At 56.2% G+C, this 15,730-nt stretch carries 12 protein-coding genes and 2 pseudogenes; 8 read left to right on the top strand and 6 right to left on the bottom strand.

Annotation, left to right across the window (positions count from 1 at the left end; translation table 11 throughout):
* Both B2310_RS02135 and B2310_RS02140 read right to left on the bottom strand, forming a co-directional pair.
* Window positions 1–233: pseudogene (locus B2310_RS02135) on the bottom strand (electron transfer flavoprotein beta subunit/FixA family protein); the annotation flags it as partial.
* A gap of 220 nt (window positions 234–453) precedes the next feature.
* A complete protein-coding gene (locus B2310_RS02140; protein ID WP_290728359.1) occupies window positions 454–2,328 on the bottom strand; it encodes a M6 family metalloprotease domain-containing protein in 1,875 nt (624 codons plus the stop codon).
* Window positions 2,329–2,475: 147 nt separating this feature from the next.
* On the opposite strand from B2310_RS02140, the gene pyrH reads away from it, so the two are divergent.
* The 5 genes from pyrH to B2310_RS02165 all read left to right on the top strand — a co-directional run bounded on the left by pyrH (window position 2,476) and on the right by B2310_RS02165 (window position 5,781).
* Complete coding sequence (gene pyrH / locus B2310_RS02145; RefSeq protein ID WP_072827780.1) at window positions 2,476–3,180, top strand: UMP kinase; 705 nt, start codon at window positions 2,476–2,478, stop codon at window positions 3,178–3,180.
* A gap of 85 nt (window positions 3,181–3,265) precedes the next feature.
* Window positions 3,266–3,799 carry a ribosome recycling factor gene (gene frr, locus B2310_RS02150; protein ID WP_290725782.1) on the top strand — a complete coding sequence of 178 codons (534 nt, stop codon included), beginning with the start codon at window positions 3,266–3,268 and terminating at the stop codon, window positions 3,797–3,799.
* Between the two features lie 12 nt (window positions 3,800–3,811).
* Entirely contained in the window at window positions 3,812–4,522 is a 711-nt protein-coding gene (locus B2310_RS02155; RefSeq protein ID WP_290725784.1) for an isoprenyl transferase, read from the top strand.
* Window positions 4,515–5,396, top strand: a complete 882-nt coding sequence (locus tag B2310_RS02160) for a phosphatidate cytidylyltransferase (RefSeq protein ID WP_290725786.1) — start codon at window positions 4,515–4,517, stop codon at window positions 5,394–5,396. Before B2310_RS02155 ends, B2310_RS02160 begins: the two co-directional genes overlap by 8 nt.
* Window positions 5,397–5,412: 16 nt before the next feature.
* On the top strand, window positions 5,413–5,781 hold the full coding sequence (locus B2310_RS02165; protein WP_173366811.1) for a hypothetical protein: 369 nt from the start codon (window positions 5,413–5,415) through the stop codon (window positions 5,779–5,781).
* Here B2310_RS02165 and B2310_RS02170 read toward each other — a convergent pair.
* Together B2310_RS02170 and B2310_RS02175 are read right to left on the bottom strand one after the other, a co-directional pair.
* Entirely contained in the window at window positions 5,778–6,860 is a 1,083-nt protein-coding gene (locus B2310_RS02170) for a histidine phosphatase family protein (RefSeq protein WP_290728361.1), read from the bottom strand. The genes B2310_RS02165 and B2310_RS02170 overlap by 4 nt on opposite strands.
* Window positions 6,860–8,818: a formylglycine-generating enzyme family protein gene (locus B2310_RS02175; RefSeq protein ID WP_290728363.1), complete on the bottom strand. Its 1,959-nt coding sequence runs from the start codon at window positions 8,816–8,818 to the stop codon at window positions 6,860–6,862. Before B2310_RS02175 ends, B2310_RS02170 begins: the two co-directional genes overlap by 1 nt.
* Window positions 8,819–8,958: 140 nt before the next feature.
* Here B2310_RS02175 and dxr point away from each other — a divergent pair, with 140 nt between their 5' ends.
* The 3 genes from dxr to B2310_RS02190 all read left to right on the top strand — a co-directional run bounded on the left by dxr (window position 8,959) and on the right by B2310_RS02190 (window position 13,596).
* Complete coding sequence (gene dxr, locus B2310_RS02180) at window positions 8,959–10,107, top strand: 1-deoxy-D-xylulose-5-phosphate reductoisomerase (protein WP_290728365.1); 1,149 nt, start codon at window positions 8,959–8,961, stop codon at window positions 10,105–10,107.
* 160 nt (window positions 10,108–10,267) lie between these two features.
* Window positions 10,268–11,494 carry an alpha/beta hydrolase gene (locus B2310_RS02185; RefSeq protein WP_290728367.1) on the top strand — a complete coding sequence of 409 codons (1,227 nt, stop codon included), beginning with the start codon at window positions 10,268–10,270 and terminating at the stop codon, window positions 11,492–11,494.
* A 113-nt stretch (window positions 11,495–11,607) separates the two neighbouring features.
* On the top strand, window positions 11,608–13,596 hold the full coding sequence (locus B2310_RS02190; protein ID WP_290728368.1) for a glycoside hydrolase family 9 protein: 1,989 nt from the start codon (window positions 11,608–11,610) through the stop codon (window positions 13,594–13,596).
* A 32-nt stretch (window positions 13,597–13,628) separates the two neighbouring features.
* Here B2310_RS02190 and B2310_RS02195 read toward each other — a convergent pair whose 3' ends face one another.
* Together B2310_RS02195 and pgi are read right to left on the bottom strand one after the other, a co-directional pair.
* On the bottom strand, window positions 13,629–15,197 hold the full coding sequence (locus tag B2310_RS02195; RefSeq protein WP_290728370.1) for a glycosyl hydrolase family 8: 1,569 nt from the start codon (window positions 15,195–15,197) through the stop codon (window positions 13,629–13,631).
* Between the two features lie 94 nt (window positions 15,198–15,291).
* Window positions 15,292–15,730: pseudogene (gene pgi, locus B2310_RS02200) on the bottom strand (glucose-6-phosphate isomerase); the annotation flags it as partial.

Consider the following 15,730-nt stretch of genomic DNA (forward strand, 5'->3'; position numbering starts at 1 on the left):
GCTTCGCGGACGACTTCGGCAGACTTCGGGAGACCCATCGTCAGCACAGAGATGGTGGAACCCGGGAACTGGTCCTTCAAACGAAGGGCTTGCTCCAGGGCGTTCAGGTCTTCGGGGTTGAAGACCGCGGGCAATGCGGCACGATTGATGGTTCCCTGCTCCGTCATGGCATCGGGGCCCACGTTTCGTGTATCAGGTACTTGCTTAGCAAGCACAACGATTTTAAGACTCATTATATCCTTATAGTGTTGAATTTACGTTTTATGTTTTGCTGTGTACAAGATAGAAATTATCGGGTGCTCCGCCCCGACCTCCAGTAGAGGTCTTTCCCACGTCATCTCCGCATAAGAAAATTGACGTTTTTTTGTAATAAAATACTTTGGCTTAAATGCGAAAAAAGCCCGATTTGAGATTCAATCGGGCTTAACGTGATTTCAAAGTATATTATACTGCTTATTTCACTTCCACGTAAACGCCCTTGGGCAGGTCGGGGAGGGATCCGTTGGCGTTGCGCGCCCCTACGGGCTGACCGAGCACGTTGAATATCCTGTTCCCGGGCTTGCCGTAACGAGCCTTCTCGATATTGCGGATGATGGTGGTGCCGCCTTCGATTGTCACCTTGATTTCGAAGGTGACCTGCTTGCTCCCGTAAACGAGCGCTTGACGCACGGTGAATGTGTCCCCGCCCTTGACCTTGTTCGGCATGTGGCCGATTTTCGTGGTCATGGTCGTAAGGTCCACGTTGGAGAACACGATGCTGGTGCCGTTCGGGTCCCAGGCAACGATTTTTCCGCTATTGTCGAACCAGTGTCCGGTGCCTTCGCCGGTAGTGTTGCTGTTGAGGCTCCCGTCGGGTTCCACTCCGTAGAATTCTACTTTGTCTTCAATTTCGGTCCGCTTGATGCCGAAAATGCTTGCGACTTCGTTGCCGTTCAGGTCGAGCGTTACGGGCGCATAGTTGTCGCTTATCGGGAGTGTCGTTTTGAGCGCGATTTTCTGGACCGTGATTTCGACAGAACTGCTGGATGCGGGTTCCGACGAACTGGACGATGGCTCGGAACAGTTCTCGCCGATGCAGAACGTGAGCGTCTCTCCGGGGGTCCCGATGTCGGTGATTTTCAATCCCGTCTTGGAACCGTTGTACCAGCGGATAGCGGGGTAGGCGTCATCTGAAAATTCCGCGTAGGTCCCGCTCTTGAAGAACGTGTTGGCGGTGCTGCCCGGGCTTGGCCACTGGTCAGTTACGGCATCGCTCGTTTTGCCTGCCGCGCTGGCGTGCACGATTCGGAGTCCGAGTTTGTCTGCGGAGGAATTTCCTTCAATCGAAAAGTCGTAATGTTGCATCAGGAGGCCGCTACCTGCTAGGACTTTGTTACGGCCTTTATTTTGTACGTAAGACCAGACGAGGCCTTCCTGGTTTGGCCTTGCGGGGTTCTTGTAGCGGTAGCAGAATTCACCCGGTTTCGTAACTTCAAGGCTTGTTATGTTGTCTACATCTTCGCTGGTGATGTCCACGAACGGAATCCAGCCCTGGTCCGCACGGTAGAAGTCGTTTATCGCCACCGGGTTCAGGTCGTTCGCGCGGTTGCCCATGGTGCAGTAGTCGCCGTACCAGTAGAGGTCCGGCCAACCGAAGATCATGTGCCCCGATTCATGCACAAAGACGTATATCGAAAACTTGCCCGGCATGTCCGTCATCTGGTGGTGCGTGAGCCGGACTCCATCGCGCTTTTCGTTGGACCATCCGGAATGCGGCCAGAGCCCCTGACCCCATGTCTGTCCGGGGCCTGCATACACGATGTTAATGGCTTCGGTGGTGCCGTCCTTGTCGTTGTCGTAGCGTGAAAAATCGACTTGTGAATCGAAATACGCGAAAACTTCTTTCATCAGCGAATCGGAACCCGAGTATCCCTGCAAACCTTCGTACCATGATTTAGGGTGCTTTGCGCGGTACCAACCGTAGACTTCGTTCGTGAGGTCCAGCTGCCCGTTGGAAACGTCTAGATAGTAGTCGCGCACGGAACCGTTGCAACCGTCCCTATTGAAGCCTTCCTTGTTGAGCCATTCCTCGACTTCGCTCACCGTAACGGGGGCGGGCTTGTCCGAAAAATCGACGAGCAGGGTAAGGCTGTAGATTTTGCCCTTGGGGGCGGCATAGTGGCTCTTGGTCGTGACCGCGGTCGTTTTCGTGAGGGTGCGGTTGTTGAATGTGGGCATAGCCTCGGCGGGCCATTCCTGGACGCGCTTCCCCTGGTACACGATGTCGGCGAACGCCATCGCGGGCAGCATCAATGCGATAAGACTAAAAAACGGAATCCTGTTTTTCATAAACATCCCTCTGCGAGAATCATACACCCGATGTTAATATATTCTTTTTTGGGACGAAGCGGTTGCCTGTAGCAAAGAATCCGTGTTAAAGACGTGTAATAATTTGTTGCTTGTTTTTCCTCCCCGCAATTTATTACATTTTCGGATATGAAATTCAAACGCATTCTTCTCAAGCTCAGTGGCGAAGCCCTCGCAGGCGAAAAGGGCCACGGTATCGATAACCAGATTCTCTCCGACATGGCGTCCGAAATTGCCTCCATCGTCAAGCAGGGCGTGCAGGTCGCGCTCGTGATTGGCGGCGGCAATCTCGTCCGTGGCATTTCCGCTTCTGCAGGCGGCATGAACCGCGCCCAGGGTGATGCCATGGGCATGCTCGGCACCGTGATGAACGGCCTCGCCATGCAGGACGCCCTCGACAAGCAAGGAATCGACTCCGTAGTGATGTCCGCCATCCGCATGGAACCGGTCTGCGAATTCTTCGACCGCCGCAAGGCTTTAAAGCTCCTCTCCGCAGGCTCCGTCGTGATTTTCTCCGCCGGTACGGGTAACCCGTTCTTCACCACCGACAGCTGCGCTGCTCTCCGCGCCATCGAAAGCGAATGTGATGTGATTATGAAGGCCACCAAGGTCGACGGCATCTACACCGCGGACCCGGTCAAGGATCCGACAGCCACCCGCTTCGACGATATCAGCTACAAGGAAGTCATTTCCCGCGGCCTCAAGGTCATGGATACCGCCGCCGTCGCCCTCTGCATGGAAAACAACATGCCCATCTTCGTGTTCAAGATGGAAAAGGGCAATTTGACCCGCGCGGCCATCGAAGGCGACCTCGGTACGCTGGTCCACTGCTAGGGATTTTTACTTATATTTAACTACGGAAACAAACCATCAACTCTTAACTAACTAGTGACTAATGACTAGTGACTAGGAACGAACTATGGCAGACTATACCGAAAAAATGGACAAGGCCATCGAGGCCACCGAACGTGAATTCTCCAAGATCCGCGCTGGCCAGGCTAGCCCCGCTATCCTCAACGACGTACGTATCGACTACTACGGCACCCCGACGCCGATTTCCCAGGTGGCGAAGATTTCTGTGCCCGAACCGCGTATGCTGCTCGTGACCCCGTGGGAAAAGCAGCTCGTCGACACCATCGACAAGGCGATTCTTGCGGCAAATATCGGCGTGACCCCGATGAAGGACGGCAACTGCATCCGCGTGTCGCTTCCCATACTCACGACCGAACGTCGCCAGGAACTCGCGAAGGTGGCCCGCAAGCATGCCGAAGAAGGCCGTGTGGCTATCCGTAACATCCGCCGCGATGCGAACGACGCCATCAAGAAGAACAAGGACCTGCCCGAAGACGAAGTCAAGAAGCAGCAGGACGAAATCCAGAAGGCGACCGACAAGTATATCGCAAAGATTGACGCTATCCTTGCCGAGAAGGAAGCGGACCTCCTCAAGGTGTAGTCCGGGGCGACCGTGGCGAACCAGCTTAGACATGTTGCCATCATTATGGACGGTAACGGGCGTTGGGCCCGTAGCCGCGGGCTAGAGCGTTTTCTCGGGCACCGCAAGGGCACGCAGGCGACCATCGACGCGGTGGAAGTTGGCGTGAATCTGGGCCTCGAGCACATGACCCTCTACGTGTTCAGTTCCGAAAACTGGGGCAGGCCCAGCAAGGAAGTGGATTACCTGATGAACCTCCTCATCGAGATGGTGGTGAAGGAAATCCCCGACCTCATGGAGAAGAACGTGAAGCTCAAGGTTATCGGGAACATGGAACGCCTGCCCGAAAAGCCGCGCGCGAGCCTCCAGTCCGCCATCGACAAGACGGCGAACAACACGGGCATGCAGCTGAACCTCGCCATCTCGTACGGTGGCAGGCTCGAAATCGTGGATGCGGCGAAGGCTATCGCCACGCAGGTGCAGGCGGGTACGCTCAAGATCGAGGATATCGACGAGAACGTGTTCGCGAAGAATTTGTATTTGAAGGGCGCTCCCGATCCGGACTTGGTTATCCGTACCGGTGGCGAGTTCAGGCTTTCGAACTACCTGCTCTGGCAGGCCGCCTATAGCGAGTTCTACGTGACGGACACGCTGTGGCCCGACTTTACCAAGGAAGAGTTCCTGAAGGCCGTTGAGTTTTTCAAAACCCGCGAAAGAAGGTTTGGGAAGGTGTTGCATGAGTAACTTGGCTCAGCGTTTGTTGACGGCGTTTATCGCCATTCCTATAGTGTTCGTGTTGCTGTGGTTCTGCGACTACAGCCGTATTGGCCTCATGTGCTTCCTTGCGGGCGTGGGCGCCTGGGAATGGGCGGGCATGGTCTCCAAGATGTACAAGGGTCCCGACATGCGCTACCTCTCGTTTGCGGCAAGCTTTGCCCTCACGCTGGCTTGGGCGCTTGCCTCGGGCGGGTTCTTCGGGCTGACCGCCGTGCCTTATGTTGTCGGGATGACGGCAATGCTTGTGTTCGGCCTGTATATCGCCATCGCCTACGCGAAGGTCGAAATCGATCACATGTTCCCCTGGATGGTGATGCACCTTGCGGCCCCGCTCTACCTCGGACTTTGGGGTGGTATCAACGTGCAGATGATGGGCAACGGACAGGGTCTCGAACACTGCTATCCGTTTATCCTCGTGATGACCTCCGTGTGGCTGTGCGATACGGTCGCGTATTTCTTCGGAAAGTTTGCTGCGGGCAAGGGACCCTTCGGACGCCATCCGTTCGCTCCGAACATCAGTCCCAAGAAGACTTGGGAAGGCTCCATTGCCGGTTCTGTCGCAACTATCGCGTGGGTCGCCTACTGGGCCAAGTGCAGTTCCGCCCTTGCGGTTTTCAACGTGCGGCTCGACTGGACGCTCGCGGTCGTGCTTGGACTCCTGATTACTGTCGCGGGCCAGGCGGGTGACCTCCTGATGAGCGCCCTCAAGCGTTGGAGCGGCACCAAGGATTCGGGCAACCTGTTCGTGGGGCACGGTGGCGTGCTCGACCGCTGCGATTCCTTCTACCTCGCGGCCCCGATGCTCGTGCTGCTGATGGATTTCTTCAAGAATATTGCCTAAAAGTCAAGGAGGAAAAATGAAAAAGTTTCTCGTTTTTGCTTTCGCCGCTGCTATGACTCTCGCTGCTTGTGGTGACGACGATACCAATCCTACTTCTGGCGGTAACGATAATACCGATCCCGATAACGGTGGCAAGAAGGATGACGGCAAACTGGATGCTGGCTGCAACTTCGCAAAAGAAGATAATGTTTGGAAGTACAAGTATTCAACTTGGGAATACATCGACGAATATACCTGGGTTGACGAGACGACGGTCGATTACAAGGCATATAAGAAAGCGTATCACATGGAAGACGATGACACGACCTATACGGGCGTGAACCGCGACGAGTTCTTCGAAAAGGTTATGGAAGATTGCCTGTTCTACCAGAACATGGACAACTAGCGCTTTATTCCGTGTTCCGCCATGTAGATGGCGAGATAGTCGATAACTCCTGAATCAGCTCCCTTCACGGGAACATACCGCAGGTTGTTCTGCGCGTCGATGATGACGGCGAGCCCGGCGATGTAGTTTATCCAGTGATAGTCCTCGTGATACTTGAGGGCAACCTTTCCTCCGGAACCGAACACGGCCAGGGGCATCACGAATATATCGTGCGAGACCATGATGCTCACGCGCTTCCACTTGGACAGGTTCTTGAGGATGACCTTTTCCATGAATTCCTGGGCGCGGGGCGCAAGTTCGTAGAGTGCGTCGGGGTAGGGTTCTCCGTATGCCCAGTGGGCCATGAGCTCGACGGAACTTCCCTGCATGCCGAGCTTTGTCGCGTATTGTGCGAGCTCGTCTGCGGAAATCTTCAGGAACCAGTTGCCGGTGATGTCGTAGTTCGTGATGAGCTTCGGGAGGTTCGCTTCGCCGCGTCCCTTCGATATGTTATTCGCAGTCTCGTTCGTGCGCACGAATCCCGAGGTGATGTAACTGAATTCTTCGTCGCTCCTGAGAGTTTTTCCTAAGTCCTGGGCCATCTTCACTCCGTTTGCGGTGAGTTCCGTCTCTATCGCCACGGCGTCTTCGCGCTCGGAATGGCGTATGATGAATACCGCCTTCTCGCTAGGCGCTAGGCTCCTGTAAACATCGGAAACCGTCGCGAATCCGTCCTTGTCGAGCGGGATTTCTGTTACTGCGGTCACGGAGCCGGCAGAGCCTGCGGAACTCGACGATTCAGGAACGGAATTTGCGGAGGAGGAAGATTTGATACGCTCTACTACTGATGACGAATGTCCGTGTGTGTAGTGAGCGCTGGAAGAAGAAGCCGGAAGGGAGGAAGACGACATGGCAGCCGACGACCCTTCCGGTGAATCTTGCGCAGATGACCCCCCAAACAGATTTCCGGAGTCAGGAATATCAAGGTCAGATGCGCTTGATTCAATTTCGGTTGGTTCTACATCTTTTGATGACGTGCCCGAATCGGTGCAGGCAATGAACGCGCCTGTAGTGAAGATGGCGAGTGTGAAGACGCGCATCACGAACCCCACTGGTAATCGCCCGCCTCGTACACCGGATTTTCACCGTTGAAGCCGCGCGGGCGCTTGATCTTGTCGTCAAATACGGTCTTGTTGAAGATGCGGAAGTCGCCGCGCTCGTAGCTTTGGAACGAGATGTGGCAGAAGATGGGCCCTGCCGGCATGTATTCGCTGTAGCTCATGGTGCGTTCGCCCGCCGTGTAGAGGTAGTTGAAGTACTTGCCGTTCAGGACGATGTGCAGCCCGATGTTACCCACGGTGAACCAGCGACCCTTCGCGAGGATGTTTTCGTGGTGGGTGTCGTCGTAGTCCATCACCACGAATTCCGCATCGCCATTTTTATCGAGATGGAAACGGTACTTGTGGTTGCCCCCGCAGCAGCGGCCGTCGAAGAACCATGTATAGCCACTTGCCGCAGCGATGCGCGGGTCGCGCACGCTCGTGTCGGGGTGGGCGAGCTGTTCGTCGCTCACGAGGCGCTCGGGTTCCACTGCGGCAATCAGCTGTGCAAGCGTTTTCGGGTTGCTTACGGAGGTGAGCGTGATCTTGTTTTTCGCCTCGCTCATGGAGCGGCGATACAGGCGGTAGGGAATGCCGTCGTCGCTGATCATCGTCATTTCGTCCTGGCTAAAGATGTAGTAGGCGTATGTCTTGGTGCCGCTCCGTGTGACCACGTTGAAACTGCGGTTGTTGAGCGTGTACCACTGTCCTGATACATTTGGGAATCCCGAAACTGCCGCGTTTCCGTCTTCGGCGATGACAACGGTGTAGTCGTCGCTGATCCATGCTTCGTCGGCAGCGGTAATCAGGCGGCAGTCGCGATTCTTGTCGCCCTGGCAGGCGGCAGCCGAGGGGTTCGCCGCTTCGCAGGGGCTCACCATGCCTGGCGGGAGTTCCGCCGACATGCCGATACGGAATCCCATGTCGGCGGCGCCATCGCGGCTGCGGATGGCGCGACGGCTCACCCGCGCGAACTCCGCGGGTTCGCCGTAACTCCCGCCGCGGCGCGTCTTGTTCCCGCTTCCTGTGAGCTGTACCGGATTCACCTTGTCGCCCGCGGTGTAGCCCACGAGCCAGTCGTAGACCCATTCCCACGAGTTTCCGCTCATGTCGTATAGCCCGAGCTTGTTCGGCTTCTTGGTCGCCACGTCGTGCGCCTTGCCGCCGCTGTTTTCGGAATACCATGCCACGTCATCGACGTTGTTGCTGCCCGAGAACTTGAAGTTGTCTGCGACGCCGTCCTTGCCGCCGCGTGCCGCGAATTCCCATTCGGCGTCGGTCAGCAGGCGGTACTGGTGGCCCGAAAGTTGCCCGAGCTTGCAGGCAAAACTGTTCGCGTCGAACCAGCTCACGCCGATTTTGGGTGCCTTGTCCGATTCCCAGACGTTTTTCTTGCCGCCCATTACGGCGTTCCATTGCCCGATAGTGACCTCGGTTGTGGCGATATGGTAGGCGCCTACCGTTACTTTGTGCGCAGGCGTCTCGTAAATCTTGTCCTGCTCGGCGCAGTTGTCGCACCCGCGCGTGTACGTGCCACCCGCGACATACACCATGCTGAATACCGCGCCGTTTACGGTGTCGGCGAAGGTGGCCGGTGCAACGTAGGTAAATTCAGAACCCGCGCCGGTGCTGCTTGAACTCTTGGGCCCGAAACCGCCCGAACTGCCGGGAACGTTCCCGCTCGAGCCTGCAATGTTCGTGCTCGAGCTGGGCGCCGAGCCTGCGCTTGTCGGCTTCGCGCCCGATGAGGTCGCGGGCAGTTCTCCCGAAGAAACTGCGGGCATCCCTCCCGAAGACTGGTTGTCTCCCGGATTGCTGTTGCCCGTATCGCCTGTAAATGAATTGGAAGAGAGCTCTCCCTCTGGAACAGAAATGCCGTCGGAAGATTCCGAGCAGCTCCAGAACACCCCAGCGGCGATTATCGACACCGCTAAAACACCCGAAAAGCGCATGCGCATGGCGCACCTCCTTCGAGTCCATAACCATAACCCAATTCTAAACTAGATTTAAAAAGGAAAAAGCGGTGTAAATTTTTGTAAAGAAAACTGCGGATGCGTTTTTTGCTATTATTTAAGGGAATTAGAAAAAGAGGCATTTTATGAAAAACGTCGTCCTTCTCGGTGCCACAGGCTCCATCGGTACGTCCAGCGTCGATGTCATCCTGCAACATTCCGACATTTTTAACTTGTATGCGGTCGCCGCGAACAGTAGCGTGCAGAAGGTTGCCGAAATCGTGCGCAAGTACAAAGTGGAACGCGTGTGCATGTTCGACCCGAACGCCGCGAAGGAACTCGAAGGGATTCTCGGCATGAAGGTGCTCGCCGGCATGGATGGCCTGTGCGAACTCGCCGCCGACCCGAAGGCCGATATCATCATCAACGCGCTCATGGGTGCGGTGGGCTGCCTCCCGACCATTACCGCCATCGAGCACGGAAAGCACGTGGCCCTCGCGAACAAGGAAACGATGGTCATGGCTGGCCCCGTCATCTGGGACAAGCTTGCGGAAAACCCGAAGTCGTTTATCACACCCATCGATTCCGAACACAGCGCTATTTTCCAGTGCCTCGAGGGCGGCAAGCGCGAAAGCGAAGTGGAGTTCCTCGAAATTACGGCATCGGGTGGCCCCTTCCGCGAATGGCCTATCGAGAAGTTCGAAACCATCACGGTTGCCGACGCGCTCAATCACCCCGTGTGGAGCATGGGCAAGAAGATTACCATCGATTCCGCCTCCATGATGAACAAGGGTCTCGAAGTTCTCGAGGCGCACTTCCTGTTCCATATCCCGTACGAACAAATTAAGGTCGTGGTTCACCCGCAGTCCATGGTGCATTCGCTGGTGCAGTTCCGCGACGGCTCCCTCATGGCGCAGCTCGGCGCTCCCGACATGCGCATCCCCATCCAGGTGGCGCTCACGTGGCCCGACCGTCTGCGTCTCGAAACCAAGCGCCTCGACCTGCCGACACTTGCAAAGCTCACGTTCTTCGAACCGGATTTCAAGAAGTTCCGTTGTCTTGCCCTCGCGTTTGAGGCGGGCCGCCGTGGCGGTATCGTGCCCTCCATGATGAATGCCGCAAACGAGGTGCTCGTCGACCGCTTCCTCAAGGGGAACCTCAAGTTCACCGATATCCCGAAATACGTGGAAATGGTGATGGAAAAAGCCCCGGACGTGACCGGCCACCTGACGCTCGACCAAGTTCTTGACGCCGACGCCGAAGCCCGCAGGCTCACCGCTTCGCTGATAAAGTAATTTTACAAAAGCGTGTTATCCTGAATGGCTCTTTTGCCCTGAAAACGGCAAAAGGGTTGTTTTTTTATACAACAAAAGATTGTTCCTTTTTGTGTATGGCGCGCGTTTTGGGGGTAAATTTATTCACAGCTCCAGGAAAGGAGTGAGTAGGAGTCATAAAATGAGAAGAATGGTTATGGTGACAGGCCTGTTTATGGTCGTGTCTGCATTTGCCCAGTGGGGTGACTGGGGCGGTTTCGGCGGCCCGCAAAATGGATCTACCGTTGCGAATGCGGAAAAAACTGCTGATGTGAACTACGTGGGCGACGGAAAAACCTACCATACGCTGGACATCTATATTCCCAAGGATACGGAGGGGCCGTATCCGGTGGTCATCCACACCTACGGAAGTGCCTGGAGTATGAACAACTACAAGGGCTCTGCGGACTTGGGTACCATCTGCTCTGCTTATGCCAAGGCGGGGTATGCGGTAGTGACGCCGAACCACCGCTCGGCAAGCGATGCCAAGTATCCGGCGCAGTTGCACGACATCAAGGCCGTTGTCCGATTTGTCCGCGGCAATGCGGCCAAGTACAAGTTCGATACGAATTTTGTGGCCGTGTCCGGGTTCTCCTCGGGTGGCCACCTTTCGAGCCTCACCGCGACGACATGCGGTTTGAAAGAGGGCAAGTCCGGTTCGGTGACTGTCGATCTGGTCGGAGACCTCGGCGAGTACACCACGTTCAGCAGCTGCGTCGACGGTGCCGTGCTCTGGTCCCCTCCGACAGACATCTACACGATGAACCCCATCAGCATGGGTGGCTCCGGAACCATGGAAGGTGCCTTCATCGGTGTAGAACGCGAAGGGAACAAGGACAAGTGGATGGTCGCGAGTTCACCCTACTACGCGAGTGACGACGATCCGCCGGTAATCATGTTCCACGGAACGTCCGACAATATCGTGAATATAGAGCAGAGCCAGGAACTCTACGATTCCCTTAAGAACCACAACGTGGTAACGGAATTTATCAAGGTGTCTGGAGGCTCCCATGGCGGCGACAAGATGAATGCGAAAGAGAACTTGGACAAGGCGGTCGCCTTCCTCGACAAGGCGCGCGAGGCGAAGGCCGCTGTGGCTGTCGTGACGCCGCCGGACACCTCGGCCCAGGATACGGCAAAGACAGATACGGTCCCGCCGGGAATCGTGTACGATACTCTTCCGGATGCGTTGCCACTCCTGCGTTCGCTTGGCGCGGATCCGGTGACTTACGATGTTTTCGCCTTGGACGGGACCCTGGTCTCGCGTTCTTCCGTGCTCGACAAGAGTTCGCTCAGGCCGGGTATCTATTACGTGGTCACAAGGACTGCCGCGGGCAGGCGGGATGTGTCCCGGTTTGTGAAAAAATAAAACACTTGATACAGTTTGGTTTGTAATTCTTTAATAGGCGGACCTATACGGGCCGCCTTTCCTTATATTGGGTTCAGGTGTATGACAACTTTTCTTGCGCAAGAGAGGATGTTTTGAAAACGAATAGAATCAAGCTGGTCGTGCTTTCCGCGACCGTTGCCGCCGGTGTTTCGACGGCCTTTGCTGCCAATGCCTACATAAACCAGGTGGGTTACCGCCCTTCCGATCCCAAGCAGTTCTCGCTGGTGGGCGCCTCGGGCAATGTCGAAATCGTGAACGCATCCGGCCAGACGGCCCTTTCCGTGACTCCGGGGGCCGCATCTTACTGGGATGCGAGCGGGCAGAATGTTCAGCTTGTGGATTTCTCCGAACTCAAGACCGCCGGCAAGTACTCCATCAAGGTGGGCGGCCAGGTACTCCGCCAGGATTTGGTGGTTAAGGATAACACGTTCGAGGACGTGCTCAAGGCTGCCGCCAAGTGGTTCTACTACCAGCGCGCATCGATGGCTCTTGAGAGTCAGTATGCGGGCAAGTGGAGCCGCGCCGCGGGGCACACGAACTCTACGGTGGAACTCCATAACTCCGCCGGTTCGGGCTCTATCCAGTCTACCAAGGGCTGGTACGATGCAGGCGACTACGGACGCTACATCGTGAACTCGGGCATTACCACCTACACGCTCCTCTCGCTTTACGAGCACTTCCCGAATTACTTCAAGAACCTCAAGTGGAATATCCCTGCGGAGGGCAGCCTTCCGGACCTGCTTGCCGAAATCAAGTGGAACCTGGACTGGATGCTTACCATGCAGGCGAATGACGGCAGCGTCTATCACAAACTCACGTCTCTCGGGTTCCCGGGTGACGTGATGCCCGCGCAGGACAACCTGAAGCTTTACGTTATCGGCAAGAGCGCCGAGGCCGCTTTTGACTTTGCGGGCGTGATGGCTGTTGCCGCCCGCGTGTACAAGCCGTTCGATTCGAACTACGCAAACAAGTGCCTGGAGGCGGCGAAGAAGGCCTATGCCTGGGGCTCGAACAACATGAACGTGCACTTCACGGCAAACCCGTCCGATGTGTCAACCGGTGCCTACGAAGGCAATAATGCGAGCGACGAGAAACTTTTCGCCGGCACGGAACTTGCCATTACGACAAACGACGGGTCGTACAAGCAGTCGGGTACCACGGAGTATATCTCCTACTGGGGCGACATGAAGGGAATTGCCACCTACGGCAAGGCGACTCACGCGTCTGTTTTTAGTGATGCGGGCGAGGCCAAGCAGAAAATCCTTTCGACCGCCGACGGATTCGTGAACCGCACCAAGTCCGGTTTTGGCGTGGTGATGGCGAAGGACGATTTTGTGTGGGGTTCAAACGCCGTGGCCTCCAATCAGGGCGTATGGCTCTTGCATGCCTACTACCTCACCGGCGACGAGAAGTATTATGCCGCAGCGCTCAAGGTGCTCGATTACCTGCTCGGCAAGAACCCGCTCGACATGTCTTTTGTGACGGGTTATGGCACCAAGTCTCCGATGATGCCGCACCACCGCCCGAGTACTTCGGATAACGTAACTGAGCCTATCCCGGGAATGCTCGTGGGTGGCCCGCAGCCCGGTGGCGAGGATGTCGGCTCCGCTGCAGAATGGAAGTGCGCCGACTACAGGACAGGTCAGGCAGCGACGGCCTATACCGACCAGCGCTGCAGTTATGCAACGAACGAGGTCGCCATCAACTGGAATGCCCCGCTTGCCTACTTGGCGGGCGCTCTCGAGGCGATAAACGCGGGCTTCGCTCCCGACTTTGCCGCTGCAGGAGTCGCGAGGAAAAATGCGACGGCGCAGTCTTCGTCCAGTTCCGCCCCGCAGGGCTCTAGTTCTTCTAGCGCGGTGCCTGCTTCGAGCTCTTCGCAGTGGCAGCCGCTGCAGTCCAGCTCGTCGCAGTGGAACCCGTGGAATCCGGCCAGTTCCAGCGCGACTACCGCAATTCGCGAGGTTGTGCCTGCCGCAATGCAGGGCGATGCAACACCGCGCCTCCGCGTGAAGGATTTCAAGATTGTCGTCGAGAAAAACGGCAAACGCTATGACCTGCGTGGCAACAGGCTGCACTAGTTTATGGCATCAAATGCCGGGCGATAGGGAATCTAGCGTAGGTATACTTTCTTTGTGAAGTTGAATCCAGTTCCTGTCGCCTTCACCATGTAGACTCCCTTGCGGGACTCTTTCCATAGGAAATCCTTGCCGTTGGCCGAAGCCATTTCATGGCCGTTCATATCGTAAATGTGCCAGGAAACCGTTTCGGGGAGCGAGAAAAGGACTCCGTTTCCGAGGCGGTTGACTTCAAGACTGCTCGATGCAAAGCGTTTCGGCAAAATGCTTTCGGACTTGCGGGGCGTCAGGGAAGATGAATCGCCCGGAGTCGCCGATTTCGGGTTGTCGATGGCGTCAATCACGTTCATGAAGGTCCCGCTCATCATCGAGGCTCCGAACCAGGCGAGGAACTGGTCGAAATACATTTCGTTATGGAGCGTGTCCTCGATTCCGCCGGTGGGGTCGACGGCGTTTCCGAAGTAGTCTCCACCTTCATAGAACTTGCCGAGTTCTTCGCTGAATGCGATGCGGTCTTTCGATTCGCCGACGGCAAGGGCAGCCGTCGCCCACATGCCGACGGTCAGGTGGCTATGTTCCCTGCGGTAGCGCCAGGTATCCTTGTTCTTGCTGTCGTTGAAGTCGGTCCAGATATCATCGGCGGGCAAGAGCTCGCCCGGATTCTCAATTTGATAGAAATTGGACGCTTCGGCGCCTCCCTTGTCGTTGATGAAAGCGAGGGAATTCTTGAGGAACGCCTTTGCGCGAGGCTCGTCGAACCATACGGCATCAATGGCTACGCGCCAGAGGATGCGGATGGCGTCCTTGAAGAAGGCGCGGCTGTTGAAGTAGGCGTTGTAGCCGAGGCTCCCGGCCCACTTGCCATTGGGCTGCATCCAGTCGGGAATCATGCCCATGCTGTAACCGGGGCTGTTCGCGAGGATTTCGTAAGTCTTTTCGACAACCATGTTCCAGCGGTCACCGTTGCTGTCGAAGTTCGCGAAGATCCTATACCATGCAGGCGAGAAATAGCCCGGATTGACAAAGGCGTCGCCTCCCCATCCTGCGCCTGGGGCTAGGATCCCGCTGCTCGTGACCTGCTTGGTGTCCCACATGCAGTCAAGGATTTTCTTGGCGTGGTCGGCGTAGCCGTAATTGAACTTGGTCGAGGTGTATGGCTTCCATTTGCCGGCGGATACAAGTTTGTCTGCAAAAATGAGGGCGAGGGCCACGTCCTCTTCGGCGTCTGTCGCGGCACCCATTCCGCTGATTTTCCCACTGGGATCCATCTGCCAGTTGTAATAACAGCCGCCCCACATCTTTTCGTTGGCGGTATCCCAGATGCTGTTGAAGTGCTCCTGGTCGTTTGCATATAGGGCGACCAGCATGCCGTAGCCGACGGCCTCGCTTACTGCGTCACCCGGGGTCTCGCTCTTAGGCCTGTGGATGAGGCCCTTGCCTTCGGTGTAGGGGTCGATGTTTCGGCGGATTAGGCCCTGCCAGGTGCTGTCGAGTGCGGCTTTCCAGTAGGATTCGTCGACCTTCGGTTGTGCATTGGGCAGATCCAGGACTGCCTGCGAAAACGAAAACGCGGCAGCTACGCAGAGGGGAACCAGCTTTTTCATACAATCTCCGATTTCCCAAATACACTCCCTTTCAAATATATAATAAAAAAGCCGTATCCTTCGGATACGGCCTGTGAATTTGAATGACGTCGCGTTACGCCTGGTGCTTCTTGAACCACTTGATGAGCCCGTTGGTGGAGCTGTCGTGGTTCAGCTCGGCGTCGGCCTTGGCAAGTTCCGGAAGGATCTTCTTGGCGAGCTGCTTACCGAGTTCAACACCCCACTGGTCGTAGCTGTTGATGTTCCAGATAACGCCTTGCGTGAAGATCTTGTGTTCGTACATGGCGATGAGGGCGCCGAGCGTTTCCGGAGAAACGTAGTCCATCATGATGGAGTTGGTCGGCTTGTTGCCTTCGAACACCTTGTGCGGGGCGAGGAATGCGATTTCTTCTTCGCTCTTGCCGTCCTTGCGGAGTTCTTCCTGGGCCTGGGCGAGGGTCTTGCCGTTCATCAAGGCTTCGGGCTGTGCAAAGAAGTTGCTGAGCAGCTTCTGGTGATGGTCGCCGACCTTGTTGTGGCTGTTTGCCGGGGCG

Source organism: Fibrobacter sp. UBA3629, from assembly GCF_002374005.1.
In the GTDB taxonomy this organism is placed as follows: domain Bacteria; phylum Fibrobacterota; class Fibrobacteria; order Fibrobacterales; family Fibrobacteraceae; genus Fibrobacter.